Annotated in this window: 21 protein-coding genes and 2 tRNA genes; 3 read left to right on the top strand and 20 right to left on the bottom strand. The window is 42.2% G+C overall.

Annotated elements, in window-relative coordinates:
- Position 1 precedes the first annotated feature (1 nt).
- The 18 genes from trmD to PCY16_RS05810 form a co-directional block, all read right to left on the bottom strand.
- Positions 2-721: a tRNA (guanosine(37)-N1)-methyltransferase TrmD gene (trmD, locus tag PCY16_RS05895; protein ID WP_002886864.1), complete on the bottom strand. Its 720-nt coding sequence runs from the start codon at positions 719-721 to the stop codon at positions 2-4.
- A complete protein-coding gene (gene rimM / locus PCY16_RS05890) occupies positions 711-1,229 on the bottom strand; it encodes a ribosome maturation factor RimM (protein WP_195413484.1) in 519 nt (172 codons plus the stop codon). The genes trmD and rimM overlap by 11 nt, the downstream gene beginning before the upstream one ends.
- Before the next feature lie 220 nt (positions 1,230-1,449).
- Positions 1,450-1,521, bottom strand: a tRNA-Glu gene (locus PCY16_RS05885).
- A 29-nt stretch (positions 1,522-1,550) separates the two neighbouring features.
- A tRNA-Gln gene (locus tag PCY16_RS05880) sits at positions 1,551-1,622 on the bottom strand.
- Between the two features lie 302 nt (positions 1,623-1,924).
- Positions 1,925-2,569 carry a response regulator transcription factor gene (locus PCY16_RS05875; protein WP_002891417.1) on the bottom strand — a complete coding sequence of 215 codons (645 nt, stop codon included), beginning with the start codon at positions 2,567-2,569 and terminating at the stop codon, positions 1,925-1,927.
- Positions 2,559-3,569, bottom strand: coding sequence for a sensor histidine kinase (locus PCY16_RS05870; RefSeq protein ID WP_002891418.1), 1,011 nt, complete (start codon positions 3,567-3,569; stop codon positions 2,559-2,561). Before PCY16_RS05870 ends, PCY16_RS05875 begins: the two co-directional genes overlap by 11 nt.
- Positions 3,566-4,264 carry a cell wall-active antibiotics response protein LiaF gene (liaF, locus tag PCY16_RS05865; protein ID WP_037603001.1) on the bottom strand — a complete coding sequence of 233 codons (699 nt, stop codon included), beginning with the start codon at positions 4,262-4,264 and terminating at the stop codon, positions 3,566-3,568. Before liaF ends, PCY16_RS05870 begins: the two co-directional genes overlap by 4 nt.
- A 162-nt stretch (positions 4,265-4,426) precedes the next feature.
- Positions 4,427-5,185, bottom strand: a complete 759-nt coding sequence (locus PCY16_RS05860; protein ID WP_060972670.1) for a potassium channel family protein — start codon at positions 5,183-5,185, stop codon at positions 4,427-4,429.
- A gap of 145 nt (positions 5,186-5,330) precedes the next feature.
- On the bottom strand, positions 5,331-7,205 hold the full coding sequence (pknB, locus tag PCY16_RS05855) for a Stk1 family PASTA domain-containing Ser/Thr kinase (RefSeq protein ID WP_155222489.1): 1,875 nt from the start codon (positions 7,203-7,205) through the stop codon (positions 5,331-5,333).
- A complete protein-coding gene (locus PCY16_RS05850; RefSeq protein ID WP_037598574.1) occupies positions 7,205-7,942 on the bottom strand; it encodes a Stp1/IreP family PP2C-type Ser/Thr phosphatase in 738 nt (245 codons plus the stop codon). Before PCY16_RS05850 ends, pknB begins: the two co-directional genes overlap by 1 nt.
- Positions 7,943-7,985: 43 nt before the next feature.
- Positions 7,986-9,308: a 16S rRNA (cytosine(967)-C(5))-methyltransferase RsmB gene (rsmB, locus tag PCY16_RS05845; protein ID WP_155213242.1), complete on the bottom strand. Its 1,323-nt coding sequence runs from the start codon at positions 9,306-9,308 to the stop codon at positions 7,986-7,988.
- Positions 9,298-10,233, bottom strand: a complete 936-nt coding sequence (gene fmt / locus PCY16_RS05840) for a methionyl-tRNA formyltransferase (RefSeq protein WP_014634814.1) — start codon at positions 10,231-10,233, stop codon at positions 9,298-9,300. The genes rsmB and fmt overlap by 11 nt, the downstream gene beginning before the upstream one ends.
- Positions 10,234-10,250: 17 nt before the next feature.
- Positions 10,251-12,647 carry a primosomal protein N' gene (locus tag PCY16_RS05835; RefSeq protein WP_195413483.1) on the bottom strand — a complete coding sequence of 799 codons (2,397 nt, stop codon included), beginning with the start codon at positions 12,645-12,647 and terminating at the stop codon, positions 10,251-10,253.
- Positions 12,648-12,789: 142 nt separating this feature from the next.
- Complete coding sequence (gene rpoZ, locus PCY16_RS05830; protein WP_002886855.1) at positions 12,790-13,104, bottom strand: DNA-directed RNA polymerase subunit omega; 315 nt, start codon at positions 13,102-13,104, stop codon at positions 12,790-12,792.
- Positions 13,105-13,125: 21 nt separating this feature from the next.
- Positions 13,126-13,755, bottom strand: a complete 630-nt coding sequence (gmk, locus tag PCY16_RS05825; RefSeq protein ID WP_070576859.1) for a guanylate kinase — start codon at positions 13,753-13,755, stop codon at positions 13,126-13,128.
- Positions 13,756-13,989: 234 nt separating this feature from the next.
- Positions 13,990-15,387 (bottom strand): signal recognition particle-docking protein FtsY, encoded by a 1,398-nt coding sequence (ftsY, locus tag PCY16_RS05820; protein WP_195413482.1) that lies wholly within the window; start codon positions 15,385-15,387, stop codon positions 13,990-13,992.
- Between the two features lie 10 nt (positions 15,388-15,397).
- Positions 15,398-16,216, bottom strand: a complete 819-nt coding sequence (locus PCY16_RS05815; protein ID WP_195413495.1) for a Cof-type HAD-IIB family hydrolase — start codon at positions 16,214-16,216, stop codon at positions 15,398-15,400.
- Positions 16,209-17,003: an HAD-IIB family hydrolase gene (locus PCY16_RS05810; RefSeq protein WP_013990229.1), complete on the bottom strand. Its 795-nt coding sequence runs from the start codon at positions 17,001-17,003 to the stop codon at positions 16,209-16,211. Before PCY16_RS05810 ends, PCY16_RS05815 begins: the two co-directional genes overlap by 8 nt.
- 181 nt (positions 17,004-17,184) lie before the next feature.
- Here PCY16_RS05810 and PCY16_RS05805 point away from each other — a divergent pair, with 181 nt between their 5' ends.
- From PCY16_RS05805 to PCY16_RS05795, 3 genes are read left to right on the top strand one after another with little or no spacing between them, the layout of a single operon-like run.
- Positions 17,185-17,562 (top strand): GntR family transcriptional regulator, encoded by a 378-nt coding sequence (locus PCY16_RS05805; protein WP_002884206.1) that lies wholly within the window; start codon positions 17,185-17,187, stop codon positions 17,560-17,562.
- Positions 17,563-17,566: 4 nt separating this feature from the next.
- Positions 17,567-18,265, top strand: a complete 699-nt coding sequence (locus PCY16_RS05800; RefSeq protein WP_070656556.1) for an ABC transporter ATP-binding protein — start codon at positions 17,567-17,569, stop codon at positions 18,263-18,265.
- An 11-nt stretch (positions 18,266-18,276) separates the two neighbouring features.
- A complete protein-coding gene (locus PCY16_RS05795; protein ID WP_070656554.1) occupies positions 18,277-19,062 on the top strand; it encodes an ABC transporter permease in 786 nt (261 codons plus the stop codon).
- Positions 19,063-19,112: 50 nt separating this feature from the next.
- Here PCY16_RS05795 and PCY16_RS05790 read toward each other — a convergent pair whose 3' ends face one another.
- Both PCY16_RS05790 and PCY16_RS05785 read right to left on the bottom strand, forming a co-directional pair.
- The gene (locus PCY16_RS05790; protein WP_175057692.1) at positions 19,113-20,042 is read right to left on the bottom strand and encodes an ATP-binding cassette domain-containing protein; all 930 of its coding nucleotides are present in this window, start codon (positions 20,040-20,042) and stop codon (positions 19,113-19,115) included.
- Positions 20,035-21,120 (bottom strand): ABC transporter ATP-binding protein, encoded by a 1,086-nt coding sequence (locus PCY16_RS05785; RefSeq protein ID WP_175057693.1) that lies wholly within the window; start codon positions 21,118-21,120, stop codon positions 20,035-20,037. The genes PCY16_RS05790 and PCY16_RS05785 overlap by 8 nt, the downstream gene beginning before the upstream one ends.
- Between the last annotated feature and the right edge of the window lie 2 nt (positions 21,121-21,122).

The following is a 21,122-nucleotide window of genomic DNA, read 5'->3' as shown; positions in this document are numbered from 1 at the left end:
TTTATTTCCCTTCTGCTTTTATCTCTTCTAAAATCTGACGTTCTTCATCCGTAAAGTCATAGTTTTCCAAGAGGTCTGGTCGACGCTCCCAGGTCTTACGCAAACTCTGTTCCATACGCCAACGTCGAATATTGACATGGTGACCTGACAAGAGCACATCTGGCACCTTCATGCCACGAAATTCAGCTGGGCGAGTGTATTGTGGAAACTCCAAAAGCCCTGATGAGAAACTATCATCCTTATGACTAGCTTCCTTACCTAAAACCTCAGGAATCAAACGGACGGTAGCATCTACAATAGTCATAGCAGCTAACTCTCCCCCAGTTAGGACAAAGTCTCCCAAGGAAATCTCGTCTGTCACCAAAGTTTTGATGCGCTCATCATAGCCCTCATAATGGCCACAGATAAAGACCAATTCCTCTTCTTGCGCCAATTCTTCTGCATAGGCCTGATCAAAGGTACGCCCCGCAGGATCTAGGAGAATAACGCGAGGCTTAGTGACATTTAGCTTGTCAAAGGTATCAAAAATTGGCTGGGCACGAAGCAACATGCCTTGTCCACCACCGTAAGGTTCGTCATCTACATGACGAGCCTTCTCCGCATTTTCACGGAAATTGTGATAGTTGATTTCTAGAAGCCCCTTATCCTTTGCCTTACCAACAATGGAATGCTCTAAGGGAGCAAACATATCTGGAAATAGGGTCAAGATATCAATCTTCATCGTCCAATCCTTCCATGAGCTCAACCTCAATACGACCAGCTGCAACATCAACATCAAGAACTACAGGTGGGATATATGGCAAGAGCAAGTCTTTCTTGCCTTTACGTTTCACTACCCAAACATCATTAGCTCCCGGTTGGAGAATCTCTTTGACCTGACCGATCAAAGTGTCGCCTTCATAAACATCAAGGCCAATGATCTCATGATAGTAAAATTCCCCGTCATCAAGGTCTGTTAGATTTTCCTCAGCAATCTTAAGACTACAGCCCTTATACTTCTCTACATCATCGATATGGTAAAGTCCTTTAAACTTAACGATATCAAAGTTCTTATGCTTACGGTGACTCGCAATCTCGACATCCATGATGTAATTATCTTTGTCATCAAAAAGGGCTAGGACACTCTTCTTCTTAAAACGCTCATCCGCAAAATCTGTTACAGACAAAACACGAAGTTCCCCCTGCAAGCCCTGTGTATTTACAATCTTTCCAACGTTATAGTATGTCATTGCATTTCCTTATTATCTGTTTACTTATTCAAATAAAACCACAACTCGACCAAGGGCTTATCATCATCTGACAGCCATCACAAAACAAAGGTTTTTCTTCGGGTCGAGGTCTCGTTATTTATGATTTTAAAGTGGTATAAAATGTCTGACCTAGGCCAGTCAACCCCTCTATTTTATCAAAAAGGACACAAAAAAACCAGCTTTCTCTAGCTGGTACTTATAGTCCGTACGGGATTCGAACCCGTGTTACCGCCGTGAAAAGGCGGTGTCTTAACCCCTTGACCAACGGACCATAATCTGTGTCTCTACCCTCAGGTAGAACTGGGGTAGCTGGATTCGAACCAACGCATGAGGGAGTCAAAGTCCCTTGCCTTACCGCTTGGCTATACCCCAAAAGACTCTTATTATTCTACAGAAAAACTAGTAGGCTGTCAACACTTTTTTAAACTTTTTTTCAAAAAAAGCAACCGGAAATACCGATTGCTAGGAGTTAGGAGATTTCATCATCTAAGCGAACTTAGATAGATGATATGAGGTCGCTTCAACCTCATATGAAAAAAGAAAAGTTTTAGGATGGTTTAATTATATGTTTTGCTAGAAATAAAGTCAAAGAATTTGACTCATAAAATCCGACTTAGGGTTAAGAGTTATGATAACCCTCTCTAGCCCCTAGATAACAAGCTTAGTTGATAGCTTTATTCATCATCCTGCGAAACCAAATGATGTCTAAAGGCATAAACAACAGCCTGAGTACGGTCATCAACATTGAGTTTTCCAAGGATATTAGACACGTGAGTTTTAACGGTTTTCAACGAAATAAATAGCTCATTAGCAATGGTTTGATTGTCATACCCCTTAGCCAAAAGGGCCAAGATATCACGTTCACGTGCCGTCAAGTCATCGTGTAGGTCCGGATGGCTATCATGGTATTTAATCTTATTGTCCACCTCAGTTTCGATAGCTTCTTCACCACGGTAAACCTTACGGATACTATTGAGAATCTCTGCCGCACTGCTGGTTTTAAGCATATAGCCTTTGGCTCCAGCTTCAATGACTGGATAAATTTTTTCATTGTCCAAATAGCTAGTCAAAACCAAAATCTTGGCTTCAGGCCATTCTTTGAGCAATTCCAAAGTCGCTTGAACACCATCTAATTCAGGCATAACAAGGTCCATTACGACGACATCTGGACGAAGTTCCAGGGCAAGGTCAACACCTTCTCGGCCATTGCTCGCTTCTCCAACCACTTCGACATCTCCTTGGAGATTCAGGAAACTCTTAAGGCCCAAACGGACCATCTCATGGTCATCGACCAAAATCACATTTATCTTATTCGACATTGTCTTCTCCTCTTAATATCGGCACACGAACATCAATAGATGTTCCTTTACCTGTAGCAGATAGGAACTGCACAGTTCCCGCCATTTCATCGACACGCTCCTGGATATTTTTCAGTCCATAACTCATCTCGTCAGTCGACGCATTTAAATCATAACCAACACCATTATCCAACATTTTCAATTGAATTTCCTGACTATTTTGATAGAGATAAACCTCTATCTGGCTAGCCTTGGCGTGTTTAAGAGTATTAGAGATAAACTCTTGGGCAATCCTAAAGAGATTATTTTCAATACGCTTAGGCACTTTCTTAACCATATCCTTGTAGACGACATGGATATTGGATTTATCGGTTAATTCCTTAAGAATCATCTGCAAGCCTTCTTGCAAGGTCTTGTTCTCAAGCTCTGTCGGACGAAGATGCAAAAGCAAGACACGCATATCATTTTGAGCATCCGTCAGCATGGCCTCAACCGCCTGAATTTGATTATGCAAATCTTCTTTACTTAGCTGGTCCGCCATCTGAGAGACACCAGAAAGAATCATACTAGCCGCAAAAAGTTCCTGACTAACGGTATCGTGAAGGTCACGAGCAATACGTCCTCGTTCCTTCTTAATAATATCACGGCTTTGAAGAGCTTGAGCATTCTCAGTTTTCTGCAAGTCCTTAGTCAATTTACGCATCTTATGAGATAAGCGCATCATATTCTTGTCTAACTCAATATCTCCCTGACGTTTGACTGGTTGATTATTGATAATGCGGCGCAAATCCTGATTGACTGATCGCATACTGTTATCATTGGCAATGGCCCAAAGAATATAAAGCAAAATGAGCAAACTCAGAACCACAAAAAACATGTTAAAAAGAAAATGGAAGACCTGAGATAGATTACCAAAAACCAATGAAAAGTTAAGGTTAAAGCTATCCATAACCACTAGGGTAACGCCAACCAGAACAACAACTGAATAAATCAGAATCAAAAATAGGTACTGTTTCTTCATTTGCGACGTACCTCCACTGGTCCAGCTCCCACATTGAGAATCAATTTCACTGTTCGATGAGCATGTTCATACTCCGCCCCCTGCAAGGTCAATCTTTCGTAACGGAGGTCGTACTCATCTTCATTGAAGAAGGTGACAGAGCTATAAATCGCTGATATATTGAGCTTGACGGAAACATCAATTGGTACCAAGATAGTCGTCGGACCATAAAGTTTCTGCAAAATCACAACATTATCTCGCCCCGAGACGATAACCTGGGTCAAATCAATCACATCTGTTCCAAAGAAACGGATGATATTGATATCATCAAAGTCATAACGATCACTGACAGGTTCCATCCGAGTTCCAATCCACTGATTTCGCACAGCCTGAGGATCCAAGTCGTCTTCCTTGAATTGAATGAGAGCGTAGCGATTCTTTTTCTTAACCTGTGAAAAATGGTTAATCATGACATAGGCCACACCCACTAAAATCGCAAGTACCACATAGATATTCCACATGGAAACCAGAAAAAGTGAGATCAAACAGATGGTCAAGACAAAGTCACTTTTGGATTCCTTATTAAAAAAGCGAACCGCTAACAAGGTCAAAACCAGAATGAAAATAAAACTGGTAATATCATTATTAAAAATGGTAATCAGGCCCAGAGTCAAAAGCAGGGCTTCCACCACTAAGAAAAAATTAAATTTGGTCATAAGGACCTCTCAAATAAAAGTATACAGGCTTCATTCTATCAAATTTTAAGGCAATTGACAAAAAGACCCAGTTTGAGCATTGAGTAATCAAGATAGAAAAGGGGCAGAAGAAAGCAAAAAAGTGCCTCCATTACAGGAAACACAGTCTTTCATTCAAAAATCTTAATCGTCAGTATCGTCCATTTTGCTTCTTATCATTAGCACTGTACTTCTGATTTCCTCCAGTATGACACGCTGCTCTGCTAATTCTTTCTTAAGCTCGGCTAATTTTCGTTCAGTCTGACGACCTGACCGCACAAAAATATTATTAAGAGAGCTAGTTAACAACCCTAGAGTGGCAATCCCACTAAACATGAGAATAACAGCGACTGCCTTACCTACAAGCGTTTTAGGGACGATATCTCCATAACCAACCGTAGTCACCGTTGCTACAGACCACCAAATAGCATCTATAAAATTATGGTGTTCTACTCGGGCAATAACAGCACTACTGATAAGAATGATAATACTATTAACCGAAAGTAGAAAATAAAAGCCATTTCTGCGATTGATACGATTGGAAATATGCTTGAGTTTGCTACTCAAACCAATTAAACGTGAGAGTTTGGCCAACCTGGCAAAGCGTCCCACTCTTGAAAATCGGAGGAAGGTAAAGACTTCATTATAGGGAATAATAGCCAACAAGTCCAACACATGTGTTTTAACAAAGATTCGCTTACGAGGTGCTAAGGAGAAACGAATCGCATAATCAATGGCAAATATGAGCGTTATAGACTGATCTATCACTCTAAAAGGTCGCCTTCCAATTGAAATTAAGCCAACTAAATCAAAGATAACCAAGCCAATGGAAATCAGGGCCAGGACTGTTATGACAATATCGTAGGTAATGATATACCTTCTCAGTTTTCTACGGTTTCTCATAGCGTCTCTCCTATATGTGATGTCTTCATTATAAAAGAATCTCTGACCTCTGGCAAGCAGGCTTTTTAGGCTATCGATAAGATCTCTAGGTAGCAAAAAAGAGAGATTAAATAACCTCTCTTTATTATGTCTAAGTTTTTTTAATCTATTGTAGTTCTGTGTGAGTAGCCTCTGTCGAGGTTTCAGTGCTTGAAGTTGTACTGTCAGTACTTGAGCTCGTTGATGACGAATGTGTCGTACTACTTGAGCTTGACTGAAGGTTTGAACTTGCTGTTGCAACCGAAACATAGAGAATCACTGTACCATCAACACTTGTACCAGCTTGTGGATCTTGATAAAGGACCTCCGTACTGCTAGGAACCTTATCCTTATCTAATTTGGCACCAGTATTATAGTCGTGGTACTCGATGCTACTACTTGAGATATTCTTACGATTCAAGGTTTGAACTGCTGTTGAAACCGTCAAACCAGTCACATCAGGCATGGTAACTGTCTTAGGAGTTGCCACACGGAACTTAATCTTAGCCTTACTATCCTTAGGATTGAAGGACTTGTTTTTCCCTGGACTTTGAGATAGGATTTCTCCCTCTTCAGCACTGTCGTCTTCGACATGCTGAATATCAATTTGGTCCTCAGAAACACCATAATTCGAAGTTAAGTCCTCAATGGCATCCTTATAGTTTTTACCCTTGTAGTCTTTCAAAGCGAAACCTTTACTACCAGAAGAAACATAGAGATCAATACTTGAACCTTCTTTTCGTGTGGTTCCAGCTGTAGGATCGGTCTTGATGACCTTACCCGTATCGACAGAGTCATCTTCCACTTCCTTGACTTCTCCTACCTTAAATCCAGCACCCTCAATTTTAGTCTGAGCTGTGGACAACTCCTGACCGACCACATTAGGTACTTGGACATTATCAGGATTGGTAAATACCAAATAGGCAAAGATGATAATACCAATAAAGACCAGTCCTAGGAAAACCTTGAGTAAGGTTGAGAAGAAGTTCTTCTTCTTTTTCTTCTTAGCTGGTGTCGTTTTTTTCCTTGGTTGTTTACTTGGAGCAGGTGTAGGCTCTGATGGCTCAGCAGCAACGGCTTTTTTCTCAAGACTTGCTGATGGAACTGGATCAACCTTCGGCAAGGTCTTGGTATCCGTCATATCATCAAAGACTACCTTGGCATCGCGTCGATGACTAGGATGCAAACTCGTTACCAAGTCACGGCTCATTTCCAAAGTACTATTGTAACGATTTTCTAGTTTTTTGGCTGTTGCTCGAATAACCACGTTTTCCAAAGCTTGGGGAACGTTACGGTTCTCTGCCAAAATCGATGGGAGTGGCTTTTGGAAATGTTGGAGTGCAATGGTTACTGCACTATCGCCATCATAAGGAATATGACCTGTCAACATTTCAAAAAGCATAATACCCATAGCATAGATGTCACTTTGGATAGTCGCTTTAGATCCACGAGCCTGCTCTGGTGACAGGTAGTGGACAGAACCCAACATAGAGTTCGTTTGAGTTAGACTAGTCTCTGCAAAGGCAACCGCAATTCCGAAGTCTGTGACCTTGGCTGTACCGTCCTTAGTTAAAAGAACGTTTTGTGGCTTAAGGTCACGGTGGATAATGCCCTTTTGATGGGCAAGAGTCATGGCGGAAAGGACCTCCCCCATGATACGCACAACATCTTGGTTAGAAAGTGGCGCATGGTCTTGAATGTATTTCTTCAAGTCCGAACCGTCCACATACTCCATCACCAAGAACTGCTGGCCGTCTTCTTCGCCAATATCTCGGATAGCAACGATATTAGGATGACTGAGTTCTGCCATGGCACGCGCTTCACGTTGGAAACGGGCCACAGCCACCTGATCAGTTTGGTAATTGGTACGAAGTACCTTAATAGCCACTTTTTCATTGTCCAGAATCAGGTCATTAGCCAGATAAACATCCGCCATACCACCACGTCCGATAGATTTAAGGATTCGATAACGTCCAGCAAACAATTTGCCAACTTGGATCATTATCCTTCCTCACTTTCTACCTTAATGAGAGCAACGGTAATATTATCAAGACCACCTGCCTCATTGGCTGCAGCTACCAAACGACTCGTTTTTTCTTCGACGAAACCAGGGCTGTTGACAATATGAACAATCTGTTCGACTGAAATCATGTTGGTCAAACCATCTGAATTGGCCAAAATATAGTCCCCTGGTTCTAATTGTTGGACACCAAGGTCAGCTTCAATCGGAGCAGCTTGCCCAATAGATTGCGTAATGATATTACGTTGTGGGTGAACTGCTGCTTCTTCTTCGGTCAACTGACCAGCCTTGATAAGAGCATTGACCAAAGAATGGTCATTCGTCAATTGCTTATACTCACCATTACGGATAAGGGCAATACGTGAATCCCCAACATGGGCAAAAATCACAGCATTATCAACAAAGGCAAGAACCTCGATAGTTGTTCCCATTCCCTTATATTCTTCGTTTTGGCCAAGTTCATAAATTTTACGATTTTCTGCATCAATGGCAGCAATCATCCAATCACGAATCTGACTCAACTCACGAAAATCAGTGTTAATCCAGTCACGACCAAGATCAGTCACTGACATCTCACTGGCAATATTTCCAGCACGGTGTCCGCCCATCCCGTCTGCAACAACGACAAGGGTAACACCAGCTTGGTTGACAAATTTATTAACAAAATCTTGGTTATTTGACCGTTTTTGGCCAATGTCCGTTAATAATGATATTTCCATAGTTTTCTTTCTGACTTGCGTCAGCATTTCCTCCTCTGTAACCCTAAGCTTTTTTACGCAACTGTGCGATGAAAAAACCATCAGTTAGATACTGTTCGGGGGTAATTGCCAAACAGCCATTGACCACGATGTCTTTAAATGGATGGTCTAAGGCAACTTGCTCAAAATCAGGATGGCTCTCAAGAAAGGCTTGAATCACCTCTTGATTTTCTTCTGCTATGATGGTGCAAGTACTATATGTTATTATACCACCTTTTCGTAGGGTTTGACAAACGCTGGATAGGATATCCAACTGCACAGCCTTAAGGGACTCAAAGTCTTGTAGATCCTTGTTATATTTGATATCGGGTTTCCGACGAATGAGCCCAATTCCTGAACAAGGTGCATCCACTAAAATCTTGTCAAAACTATCAGCTGGAAAGACTTGATGTACCTGACTAGCATCCAGTTTCTGAGTCTTAACCTTATCAGCTAAGCCAAGACGTTGTGCATTTTCTTTGATAAGAGCAAGCTTATGATCATAGAGGTCAAGCGCCGTCACATGTCCACTCGTCAAATATGAGGCCATATGTACCGTCTTACCTCCAGGTGCCGCACAGGCATCCAGGATTTCTTCCTCACCTTGAATCCCTAAAGTTGGCGCAACCAGTTGACTGGTCTCATCCTGAATGGTCAATAAGCCCTCTTTAAAATAATCTGTCCCAGCAAAGTAACCTGAAAACTTAACAAGCCCGACTGGGGATAATACTGAACACTCAGCCCCAGTGGCCTCCGCAATCTCTTCCAAACGTGACGCATCCGTTACACGCACACTAGCCTTGTTTCTCACAAAAAGGCTTTGGAAAATAGCAAGGGCACGATCCTCTCCATACTGGTCGATAAGTTTTTTAACCAACCATACAGGTAGAGAATACTGAACAGAATAGCGTTTATTGACACGTTTGATTGTGCTTGGATCTGGCAAAGGCTGGCTAGATAGTTTACGAAGAACCGCATTGACCAGCTTCTCAGCCCCCTTTTTATTGCCACGATTTTTAGCAATAGAAACGGCATCATTAACCACCGCATGGGCTGGAATCTTATCTAAATAGGCCAACTGATAGAGGCTCAAAAGCAATAAGTCATAGACCCAAGGTTCAAGCTTGTCACGGTCCTCGATGACATGGGCTAGGACCCACTCCAACGTAATCTTACGAGCTACGGTCCCATAGACAATTTCCGTCACCAAGGCCTTGTCCTTATCTGTCAGATGCGACTTGCTCAGATGGGCATTGAGAGCAATATTTGAGTAAGCTCCTTCCTGGAAGACTTCTTCTAAGACTTCAAGTGCCTGTCCACGGGCTGTTTTTTTCCAATCATTGGCCAAATGCATCACCTACTTCAAGATTGCGTCCGACCCCATTAAGGAAATCAGCAATAGCCATACGGGGTTTTCCTGCAGGCTGAACTGTCTTAAGTGAAATGGCTCCTTGACCAGTCGCAACTACCAAACTCTTCTTGGTCTTTTCAATGATATGACCAGCCTGTCCTTGACCTTCTACCAAGTCCGCTTCATAAATTTTGAAACGTTTGCTGTCAAGCAAGGTATGTGCCACAGGCCATGGGTACATACCACGGATTTGATTGAAGATGTCACGAGACGATTTATTCCAATCAAGACGCTCCTCTTCTGGACTAATATTTGGCGAAAACGTTACCTGACTGGCATCTTGAGGAACAGGTTTGATTTCGCCAGCAATATAGGCAGGCAAGGTCTCAAGCAAAAGGTCACGACCCAAGACGGCCAATTTTTCAAACATGGTACCAACATTATCCTCGTCAAGAATTGGCAAGGCCTTTTGGCTAACCATGTCACCAGCGTCCATCTCCTTGACCATTTCCATAATTGTCACACCTGCTTCTGCATCCCCATTGATAATGGCATAATGAATAGGTGCCCCACCACGGTATTTTGGCAAGAGAGAAGCGTGGACATTCACCGCAAAATCCATGCTATTAAGCAACTTGCTTGGTAAAAATTGTCCATAAGCTGCAGTAACAATCCCATCAGCACCAAGTGCCATCAATTGCGCCATTTCTTCTGACCCTGACAATTTTTCCGGTTGATAAATTGGCAAGTCATGCGCCAAGGCTACTTCCTTGACCGGTGTCATGCGAATTTCTTTTTTACGGCCGACAGCACGGTCTGGTTGCGTCACCACAGCAACAATATCGTAACGCTCATCTGTCAAAAGTCCTTCCAGCACTGTCGCTGAAAAGGCAGGCGTTCCCATAAATACTAATTTTGTCATATTCTTCCTTTTCTAGATTAGGTAAAATTCTGAGGTTCGTGATCGATAATCAAACGCAGGTCCTTGTTTTCAGGTTCCTGAGTCATGTCAAGGACCCTATTAAGCGTTTCTTCCAAGTTATCCTCAAAACGGTATTTGATAATAATCTGATAATGATAAAGGTTATGTGTTCGAGCAATAGGCTTAGGCGTTGGGCCTAGGAAGGTCACCTTGTCTGACAAGTGCTCTCTTAAATAAGCCATAACCTCATAGCTCTTGCGGACGACAAACTCTTCATCCTTGTGAGAAAGCGTGATTCCTACCGTATAAAAATATGGCGGATAGGCCAACTGACGTCGAATCCCCATCTCATAAGCATAGAAAGCTTCATAATCCTGTTGTTGCGCAAACCGAATGGCATAATGACTAGGATTATAGGTTTGAATAATAACTTCCCCTTCCTTGTCAGCACGACCAGCACGACCAGCTACCTGAGTCAAAAGCTGGAAGGTACGCTCAGCCGAACGAAAATCTGGTAAATTAAGCGATGTATCTGCATTCAAGACCCCTACCAAGGTGACATTGGGAAAATCCAAGCCCTTGGCAATCATCTGAGTCCCAAGCAAAATGTCAGCCTTGCCACTTCCAAAAGCCTCCAAGAGTTTCTCGTGAGCACCTTTCTTACGTGTCGTATCAACATCCATACGAATCACTTTGGCTTCTGGCAAAAGTTCCGTCAATTGATCATAGGCCTTTTGTGTCCCAGTCCCATAATAACGAATCTGACGACTCTGACAGTTAGGGCAGACATGTGGTATTGCTTTTTGAAAATCACAATAGTGACAATTCATGGTCTTGGTATCCATGTGCAAGGTAAGTGAAATATCACAATTCGGACAATCATCCACATAGCCACAGTCACGACACATGACAAAAGAGGAATACCCACGACGATTTAACATCAATACGACTTGTTCCTTACGTGCCAAACGTTCCCTGATTTTTTCCAAAAGAGGTGGTGTAAAATCACTCGCCTCTTGACGGCCCACAAAATCCTTGAAGTCCACCACTTCCACCTGCGGAATTTTAGCATTAGGATTAGCCCTTTGTGTCAACTCAAGAAAATGGTAAACCCCTTTCTGAGCTCTCGCCCGAGTCTCAATAGATGGTGTTGCTGACCCAAGGACAAGCACGGCTCCATGACTCTTAGCCCTAAGCAAGGCCACATCTCTAGCATGATAGCGAGGATTAGACTCCTGCTTATAAGTAGCCTCATGTTCCTCATCGATAATGATCGCGCCGATATTGTCCAAGGGAGCAAAAACAGCCGAACGCGCTCCTACGACAACCTTGGCCTGGCCTGACCTAACCTTTCGCCACTCGTCAAATTTCTCACCGTCTGACAAGCCTGAATGCATAATCGCCACCAAGTCACCAAAACGTGAAATGAAACGATTGGTCATTTGAGGTGTCAAGGAAATCTCTGGCACCAAGACAATGGCCGTTTTCCCCATAGCCAAGGTCCTCTCGATAAGATGCAGATAGACCTCTGTCTTACCTGATCCCGTTACCCCTTCCAATAAGAAAGGTTTGCCACCTTGTCCGATTTGACGCGTCATTTCTTCAACAGCGTGCGCCTGTTGAGCATTAAGCTCAAGAAAATCTGTCTTTTCTACCTTTTCAAAGTAGCTATCAGCACGATTGACCTCAACTTCGGTGATGACCAAGGCACCAGCTTCAATGAAAAACTTAACCACATCTCGTGAAAAAAGCTTGTGGAGATCCGTCAACTTGCCAGACTCACTCTTTTCTAGCAAGAAGTCTCGCAACTCCAATCGTTTCTTAGCCCTTTGCGAAATAGCCAAAGTCTCGAGAATACCCTTTTGAACACTATAGTGCTTCTCAGTCTTAATATTCTGCTTATCTTTAGCAAGGTAATCAACCGTTACACGCCCAGACTGGACCAGACGAGGAATGGCTTGACGTTGTACCTCTGACAACTGCGAGAAAAGAATATGATTCTGCCCTTGAAGGAGAGTCTCTTTTTCCTCTTCACCCAGTTTATCAGTTGCCATGATAACCTTATCGTACTGCGAATTAAGGAGACCAGGTAGCATTGACTTCAAGATGGAAATCTTATAAGAAAAGACCGTATGTCGCATCTGATCAGCCAAATCCAGCTGATCCTGATTAAGGACTGGCTCATAATCTAAAAGCTCAGCGATGGGTTTTAGTTCAGGAAAATCTCTTAAATTTTCCTGCTCTTCCAAGCCAATAATAAAACCTTGAAGTAGACGATTTCCTTTACCAAAAGGCACATGAACCCGCATACCGATGGCGATTTGTTCTTGCATGGCTTCCGGTACCAGGTAACTATAAGGTCTGTCCGTCTGCATCAGAGGAACGTCGACAATAATATGTGCTACTAAAACCATAAATTTCCTCCTGTCACTTCCTTAAGACCAGTATCTTCCAAGCTCAAGAAAATATGAGCTGTCTATTATCGTCATAAAGAAGGAAGCTGAGACACTATGCCTCAGCTCCCCTCTCCTCATAAACCAAAGCAAGACTTTGATTTTAGATTTTATCGCCTTCTTCTTTTTCTTTAGCGATTTGTTCTTTGATTTTACGTTCTTCTTCCTCAGCAGCAAGACGTGCTTGAATCACTTTCAAACGTGCCAATTCACGTTTAGATTCTGGATCTGGGTGAATAGTCACATTACCAGATTCAATCTCTTCAAGGGCTTGAAGGGTTGGTTTTACTGACGTAAACTCTTGAGTTGGTTCAGCACCAGCGGCTAATTCATGGGCACGTTTGGCTTGCAAAATAACCAATGAATATTTTGAAGGCACTTTATCCAAAAGTTTGTCAATAGAGGGTTTCAACATCATAATTCTATACCTATTTCTAATTTATTTATCTGATAATTTCTTTTCTGAAATCATATTACGATAGCGACCAATCACACGGTCAACTCGGAAGTGTTCTGCTTCAATAACACGTTTGACACGCTCAGCAGCCAAAGGCACTTCATCATTAACAATGGCATAATCGTATTCGCTCATGAGAGCAATTTCTTCACGCGCACGCTCGATACGTTGAGCAATAACTTCCTCAGAATCTGTCCCACGACCAACCAAACGTTCTTGAAGCTCGTTCAAGTCTGGTGGTGTCAAAAAGATGAAGACAGCATCTGGGACCTTTTTCTTAACCTGAAGGGCCCCTTGAACCTCGATTTCAAGGAAAACATCAACACCTTTATCCAAGGTTTCATTAACATAAGTCAAAGGTGTTCCGTAGTAGTTACCCACATACTCAGCATATTCCAACATTTGACCATTACGAATAAGCTCTTCAAACTCCTCACGCGAACGGAAAAAATAATCCTTTCCATCAACTTCACCAGGACGTTGAGCACGTGTGGTCATTGATACTGAGTATTCAAATTTATGGTCAGGTGTTGAAAAAATCTCCTGACGAACAGTTCCTTTTCCGACACCAGAAGGCCCTGAAAAAACAATCAAAAGTCCACGTTCAGACATGTCTTCTCCTTAAACTAAGATTAAAAATCTTCTTATGACTCACCTTAAAAAAGAGAAAACAATCATCTCTTTTTTTGGCTTAGGGGTTGTTCAGTGATTAAGTTACAGCTCACTTTTCAGAGCATGCGTTTTTCCTTACTATTTTACCAATAAAAGCGACTTTTTTCAAGGTGAGGACACCATTAAAAAGAGTGAATTCCTTTTCTCAGTACTCACTCTTTTTTAAATACTCCTTTAAACCAAACCAGTCAAGAGACCTTGCATGAATTCTTCTGAATGGAACTCACCAATATCATCAATTTTCTCACCAAAACCAATTAACTTAACTGGAATATCCAACTCTTGGCGAATGGCTAAAACCACCCCACCCTTGGCACTACCATCCAACTTAGTCAAGACAAGACCTGTAAGAGGTGTAATTTTTGAAAATTCCTTAGCCTGACTAAGGGCATTTTGACCCGTTGAGGCATCCAAGGCCAAGAGGGTTTCATGAGGTGCTTCTGGAACCACACGTTTGATAATACGACCAATCTTTTCAAGCTCTGCCATAAGATTGTCTTTATTTTGCAAACGCCCCGCAGTATCAATCATAAGGACGTCGACTCCCTCAGCAAGGGCCTTTTCCATACCGTCAAAGACCACTGAAGCTGGGTCAGCCTTCTCAGCACCAGTCACTACTGGCACATCAACACGACGTCCCCACTCAACCAACTGAGCGACAGCTCCCGCACGGAAGGTATCGGCAGCTACCAACATAACTTTTTTGCCTTCTTGTTTGTATTTATGCGCCAACTTACCGATAGACGTTGTCTTACCAACACCGTTGACACCAACGAAAAGCATGACTGTCAAACCATCTTGGAAATTAATCTGCTCCTTGTAGACATCATCCTTCTCGTAGATATCCACAAGTTTTTCGATAATCAAGCGTTGCAAATCCTCAGTCTTTTTGACATTTTCAAGGCGAGCTTCATAGCGCAAATCTTCCGTTAATTGCGTTGCAACATTAACCCCAACATCGGAAAGAATCAGCATTTCTTCCAATTCTTCGAAGAACTCCTCATCAACACGACGGAAATTCGCAAAGAATTCATTCAAGCGAGCAGCAAAACCAGTACGCGTCTTCTTGAGGGTGCGGTTATATTTTTCTTGTTCTGTTTCAGTTTTTGAAGCCTGAACTTCTTCAGGTTTTTCCTCAACTTTACGGGTTTGAACGGCTTCAAAAGTGACAGTTTCACCTTTTTCTGCAGCAGCAGCTACTTGAGCCTTCTTAGCATAGTAATCAGCCATGACATCCGCAAAGTGGTTATCCACAGCAACTTGACTTTCTTCTGACTCTGAAACACCTTCTGCTTCGCTTGAAGCCTGATTATCAACAGAAAGGTCTTCGTCAGACACTGCTTCACTTCCTTCAGTCACTGTAGAATCACTTGATTCAACAGATTCTGTGGATGAAATCTCTTCTACTTGAGTCTCTGACTCACTGAGCTGTTCTGTTTGACTCTCGCTTATCCCTTCACTTGTTGACAAGTCTTGATTATCAAGAGCCTCAGTTTCTGAAATTTCGTGATTTGCTACAGTTTCCTGTGACTGGTTTTCCTCTTGTCCAAATAATCGATCAAATAGACCCATTTGGTTCTCCTTATTTCTCTAGAATATATTTGTGGATGGCCTCAGCCACTCCAGATTCCTCATTAGTTTTTGTCGTTACTGCCTTGGCAACAGCCTTGACCTTGGGAACAGCATTCGCCATAGCCACACCAAAACCAGACCACTCCAGCATTGTCAAGTCATTTTCCTCGTCTCCCATAGCCATGACCTGACCTTTATCCAGAGCAAGGTAATCAGTCAAGAGTCTCAAACCTACAGCCTTATGAACACCTTTAGGCATGACCTCTAGGATAATTTCACGAGACTTAAAGACCTCAAACGCTTGGTATAGATGGTCAGGTAGTTTTTGAATTTGGGCATCCAAAAATGCTTCCTCACAGACCGTAACTACCTTATTATAGACGATATTTTCAGGAATGTCATCAATACTCTCCACATCAACGAAGGTCAAGGTAGGATTAGCCTGACGATAGAGAGAATGATTGCCTTTACTTGGTACACCATAGACAATGCCATCACTGATAACATCCATCGGAAGCCCCAGAGGCTCAAAAACAGCATAAATCTGCTTTAAATCTTCTCGACTCATCTCTTTCTTTATGAGGATATCCCCATTATTACGCTGAACCAAGCCACCATTGAAGGTCACACTATAGTGCTTATCATCTAACAAGCCCAAATCTTCCAAGATATGAGTAATAGCTGGTAGAGGACGACCAGTCGTAATGACCACATGAACCCCCTTAGCTTCTGCCGCCTTCAAAGCAGCTCTATTTTCAGCTGTTACTTGCTTATCCTTAGTAAAGAGGGTTCCATCTAGGTCCAAGGCTAGTAATTTAATCTCAGACATCTGAGCCCACCAACCCTTCCATGTAGTCAAAGACTGCACCATCTTTATGGTGACCAATCACCTCATCTGCCACTGCCTTAATCTCATCACGCGCATTTTCCGTAGCAACTGCACGTCCAGCAAAGGTCAACATCTCCATATCGTTGAGGTTATCACCAAAGGCTACAACATCTGAAGCCTGACGTCCCAACTCTTGACAAAGATGGTAGAGACCAAAGCCCTTGTCCACCCCTTTAAGGATAATATCCATGGAATCAAAGCCAGTTGTCACAGCTGTCATATCCTCAAAAATTGTGTTGAGGTAGTCACCACGTTCCATAATGGTATCTCCTTGGAACTTAGCAGTCACCTTGAAAATATCATCTGTGACCGCTTCAAGGTCCGTTGCCATAACATTTTCATAGTAACGTTCCATAGCCTTAAGATAGGCTGGGTCTGCATCATTTGGTGCATAGGCACCACGACGGCCTGACAAAAGAATTCCCTCACAAGTTGGCAAGGCTAAGGTCGTGTCTGCAATTTCCAAATAATCCTTAGGGTCTAGTTTGGACTCGAACAAGACTTCACCCTTGTACTGAACCAAGGCCCCATTTTCCGCAATAATCGCAATGCGGTCCACAAACCCATCAAAAAGCTCCTCCAAAGCCAAGAGAGCTCGGCCAGAAGCTACGGTAAAAACGTAATCTTTAGCTTCACAAGCATCCAAAAGGTTATCCAAACGTGCTTTGTCATAGGCACCAAGATGGTCTAGAAAAGTCCCATCCATATCTGTTGCTAAAATTTTCAAAATAATCTCCCTTCAGGTCGAATATACTTGCCCCTATTGTACCAAAAATAGGAACATAAGTTTGGGAAAAGCCAAAGAAATTAGAGAAAATATGGCATTTTACTTGCAAATTCATCATTTTAGTTGTATCATTACGATAGTACAAAAATAATACTATTATACTTTTAGAAAGGAGTCTCTTATGGCTTGGACATTTGATGAAAAATCGCCAATCTATCTTCAAATCGCCTATCGCGTCAAACTGAAGATAGCTTCCAAGGAATTGAGTATGGGACAACAACTCCTACCTGTAAGGGAATTTGCTCAGGAAGCCGGGGTCAATCCCAACACCGTACAAAGAGCCTTCCAAGAACTTGAAAAAGAGGGGCTGGTCTATTCTGCCCGTACCTCTGGTCGCTTTGTTACCGAAGATGAAAAACTTATTGATCAAAAACGACATGAGATTGCCCAAAGTCTCATGAAGAACTTTGTCACTGAGATGGCAGCCATTGGTTTTAGCTCACCTGAAATCAAAGCTATCATTACTGACTACATTGAACAAACAGGAAAGGACTTATAGACCGATGACTGATATTGTAACTCTAACAAATCTCACCAAGACCTATAATGGTCTTCCAGCCCTTAGAGATGTGACCATGTCCATTCCTTCTGGTAAAATCATTGGTCTCTTAGGACCAAACGGTAGTGGTAAAACAACTCTCATCAAGATTTTGAATGGCCTCCTCCAACCAACTTCTGGTTTAGTAACCATTAATGGATTTCAGCCATCACCTATCACCAAAGCTCAAGTAGCATATCTACCTGATACAACTTATTTAGATGAAAGTAAGACTATCCAATACTACTTGGACTTCTTCCAAGATTTCTATGCTGACTTCCGCTATCCTCTTGCCTTGCAACTCTTGCAGGATTTAAAGCTCCAGCCTGATTTGCGCCTTAAAGATCTTTCAAAAGGTAACAAAGAAAAAGTTCAGTTGATTTTGGTTATGAGTCGTGAGGCTAAACTCTATCTCCTCGATGAACCTATCGGTGGTGTCGATCCTGCATCACGTGACTACATCCTTAAAACCATCATCAACCAATACTCTGAAGATGCTTCTGTTATCATTTCAACCCATCTGATTGCAGACATTGAATCTGTCCTAGATGAAGTTGTCTTCTTAAAATACGGTCAGATTGAACTTCAAGGGGACGCTGATAATATTCGTCAAGCCCATGGCAAATCTATCGACAAACTCTTTAGAGAGATGTTCCACAACTAGGAGGTATGAGCATGTTTTGGAAATTAGTTAAATATGAATTACAATCGGTCCGTAAATGGTACCTCGGCATCTATGGTATTGCCATCCTACTCTCAATCCCCTTGGGTTTAATGCTTCGAAAATCTATTTTTGTAACTGAACAGAGCCACCAAGAACCTAGTCTACTCTTCTTTGCTTTCTTCACACTGATGGTTTTTGCTACCATTATTGTATGGGGAACTATTTATATAGCGACAATAGTCCTCATTGTCAGACGCTTTGCAAAGACTGTCTTTGGGAGAGAAGGTTATCTAACCAATACGCTCCCAGTTTCTGCCCACCAATTAATCTTGTCTAAACTCTTGGTAGCCTTTATTTTAGATATCATTTCATCACTCGTTATACTTCTTTCGATTGGAATTATAGCTGCTTTCTGCCTTGATATGAAAGATATCCTCCTAGCTACCAGCTACTTTGGCCAAATTCTAAAAGAGATAGGCGCTTTCTACCTATTCATCCCTTCTACAATCTTGTCAATGATTGCTGGTATCCTTTTCTATTACCTCTGTATTAGTATCGGAAACCTCTTCAATACTAACAAAGTTCTTATGGGATTTGTCGCCTATTTCGCCATTCAGGCTATCCTATTCTTTATTGGTTTCTTCTTTGGACTCGGTGCAGCCCTGACCGGAGATGCAACAAATACTGCAATTAATAACTCGTCATATATCTTTAGTCTAGTTCAGTCTCTCATTCTCATCGCGGCAAGTTACTTTGGTACCTACTATATCATGACCAAACGCTTAAATTTGGACTAAAGAAAAACCGTGTTCCAAAAGGAACACGGTTTTTTTTGCATTGAAAAGACTTACTTACTTTGTTCTTTACGATAAGTCTCGATTTCGGCCTTGTTACCCCAAACGAAGTGTCCTGGACGTACTTCAACCATCTCTGGTTTATCAACAGTATAGTCGTGTTGGTTTGGATCATAAACCTTCAAGACTTTCTTACGTTCCAAGATTGGGTCTGGAATAGGAACAGCAGACAAGAGTGACTTGGTGTAAGGGTGGATAGGATTGTTGTAAAGTTCTTCTGTCTCAGCAACTTCCACGATTGTACCCTTGTAAATAACAGCGATACGGTCAGAAATGAAACGGACCACTGACAAGTCGTGAGCGATAAAGAGGTAGGTCAATCCCAACTCTTTTTGGAATTTCTTAAGCAAGTTCAAAACTTGGGCACGGACTGACACGTCAAGGGCTGAGATTGGTTCATCAGCGATGACCAAGTCAGGTTGCATAACCAAGGAACGCGCAATACCGATACGTTGACGTTGTCCCCCAGAAAATTCGTGAGGGTAACGTGTCAAGTGTTCCTCAAGAAGTCCCACTTCTTTGATGATTTCCTTGATTTTGGCTTTACGATCTTCCTCATCCTTATAGAGATGGAAGTTATGCAAGCCCTCAGACAAGATATAATCAACCGTTGCACGTTCATTCAAACTAGCCGCAGGGTCTTGGAAAATCATCTGAATACGACGGATAAGGTCGTTTTTCTCAGAGTGAGATAAGTGTCCATTGATTTTCTTACCGTCAAAAATAATCTCACCATTACTTGTATCATTCAGACCAATAATGGCACGACCGATAGTAGTTTTACCACTACCAGACTCACCAACGAGGGAAAAGGTTTCACCCTTGTTGATGAAAAAATTAGCATTGTGGACAGCAACGAATTTCTTGCTTCCTTCACCGAAGGAAATCTCCACATCTTTTACTTCAACTAACTTCTCAGGCATTGCCTTCCTCCTCATCTCCTAAATGTGCAAATCCCATATTAGCACGGATTTTTTCATGTAGATTTTGGATAACCGCAGGTTTTTCAACTTTTGGTGCATCCTCATGTAAGAGCCAGGTCTTAGCCCAGTGAGTATCTGAGACTTGGAATTGTGGTGCTTTTTCCTCGAAGTCAATTTGCATAGCATAGTCTGAACGCAAGGCAAAGGCATCTCCAACAATTGGTGTATAAAGTGATGGTGGTGTCCCTGGAATTGAGAAAAGCTCACCCTTATCATCAGCCAACTGTGGCAAGCTTGAAAGCAAGCTCCACGTGTATGGATGACAAGGCTCATAGAAAATCTCCTCAACAGTTGCATACTCAATGATTTCACCAGCATACATAACAGCAACCTTGTCTGCGATACTTGCTACCACACCAAGGTCATGGGTAATGAAAATCACTGAGAAACCATACTCCTCTTTGAGTGATTTCAAGAGGTCGATGATTTGAGCTTGAATGGTCACATCGAGAGCAGTTGTTGGTTCGTCACAGATAAGGATATCGGGACGACAAGCCAAGGCAATGGCAATGACGATACGTTGACGCATCCCACCAGAGTATTGGAAAGGATATTCGTTGAAACGTTTTTCAGCATCAGGAATACCAACCTTGTCCATGTAATCAATGGCCATTTTTTTAGCTTCTTTGGCTGATTTTCCTTGGTGTTTGACAATGACTTCAACAATTTGGCTACCGATAGTCTTAATTGGGTCAAGACTGGTCATAGGATCTTGGAAGATAGTTGCAATCTTAGCTCCACGAATTGCTGCCCAATCTTGGTGACTCTTAAGCTTGGTCAAATCTTGGCCACGATAATCAATAGAACCACTAGCGACACGACCATTTTCTTCAAGCATCCCTGTGAAGGTCTTGGTCAAAACTGATTTACCTGAACCAGACTCACCAACCAAGGCTAAAACTTCACCTTCAACCAAATCAAGGGAAACCCCTCGAATAGCTGTCAAAACACGGTCACGAACGTCAAATTCCACGACGATATCGCGAGCCGATAATATTACATTTTTATTTTCTGTCATAT

It is taken from the genome of Streptococcus sp. SS4 (assembly GCF_030440125.1).
Taxonomy (GTDB): Bacteria; Bacillota; Bacilli; order Lactobacillales; family Streptococcaceae; genus Streptococcus.
Note: the sequence above shows the minus strand (reverse complement) of the source record. Positions and strands in the feature narration are given on the sequence as shown.

Bases quoted from the DNA above. Each gene is read 5' to 3' on its own strand.
- trmD (WP_002886864.1), bottom strand. From the start codon at position 721: ATGAAGATTGATATCTTGACCCTATTTCCAGATATGTTTGCTCCCTTA.
- rimM (WP_195413484.1), bottom strand. From the start codon at position 1,229: ATGACATACTATAACGTTGGAAAGATTGTAAATACACAGGGCTTGCAG.
- PCY16_RS05875 (WP_002891417.1), bottom strand. From the start codon at position 2,569: ATGTCGAATAAGATAAATGTGATTTTGGTCGATGACCATGAGATGGTC.
- PCY16_RS05870 (WP_002891418.1), bottom strand. From the start codon at position 3,569: ATGAAGAAACAGTACCTATTTTTGATTCTGATTTATTCAGTTGTTGTT.
- liaF (WP_037603001.1), bottom strand. From the start codon at position 4,264: ATGACCAAATTTAATTTTTTCTTAGTGGTGGAAGCCCTGCTTTTGACT.
- PCY16_RS05860 (WP_060972670.1), bottom strand. From the start codon at position 5,185: ATGAGAAACCGTAGAAAACTGAGAAGGTATATCATTACCTACGATATT.
- pknB (WP_155222489.1), bottom strand. From the start codon at position 7,205: ATGATCCAAGTTGGCAAATTGTTTGCTGGACGTTATCGAATCCTTAAA.
- PCY16_RS05850 (WP_037598574.1), bottom strand. From the start codon at position 7,942: ATGGAAATATCATTATTAACGGACATTGGCCAAAAACGGTCAAATAAC.
- fmt (WP_014634814.1), bottom strand. From the start codon at position 10,233: ATGACAAAATTAGTATTTATGGGAACGCCTGCCTTTTCAGCGACAGTG.
- PCY16_RS05835 (WP_195413483.1), bottom strand. From the start codon at position 12,647: ATGGTTTTAGTAGCACATATTATTGTCGACGTTCCTCTGATGCAGACG.
- rpoZ (WP_002886855.1), bottom strand. From the start codon at position 13,104: ATGATGTTGAAACCCTCTATTGACAAACTTTTGGATAAAGTGCCTTCA.
- gmk (WP_070576859.1), bottom strand. From the start codon at position 13,755: ATGTCTGAACGTGGACTTTTGATTGTTTTTTCAGGGCCTTCTGGTGTC.
- ftsY (WP_195413482.1), bottom strand. From the start codon at position 15,387: ATGGGTCTATTTGATCGATTATTTGGACAAGAGGAAAACCAGTCACAG.
- PCY16_RS05815 (WP_195413495.1), bottom strand. From the start codon at position 16,216: ATGTCTGAGATTAAATTACTAGCCTTGGACCTAGATGGAACCCTCTTT.
- PCY16_RS05805 (WP_002884206.1), top strand. From the start codon at position 17,185: ATGGCTTGGACATTTGATGAAAAATCGCCAATCTATCTTCAAATCGCC.
- PCY16_RS05800 (WP_070656556.1), top strand. From the start codon at position 17,567: ATGACTGATATTGTAACTCTAACAAATCTCACCAAGACCTATAATGGT.
- PCY16_RS05795 (WP_070656554.1), top strand. From the start codon at position 18,277: ATGTTTTGGAAATTAGTTAAATATGAATTACAATCGGTCCGTAAATGG.
- PCY16_RS05790 (WP_175057692.1), bottom strand. From the start codon at position 20,042: ATGCCTGAGAAGTTAGTTGAAGTAAAAGATGTGGAGATTTCCTTCGGT.
- PCY16_RS05785 (WP_175057693.1), bottom strand. From the start codon at position 21,120: ATGACAGAAAATAAAAATGTAATATTATCGGCTCGCGATATCGTCGTG.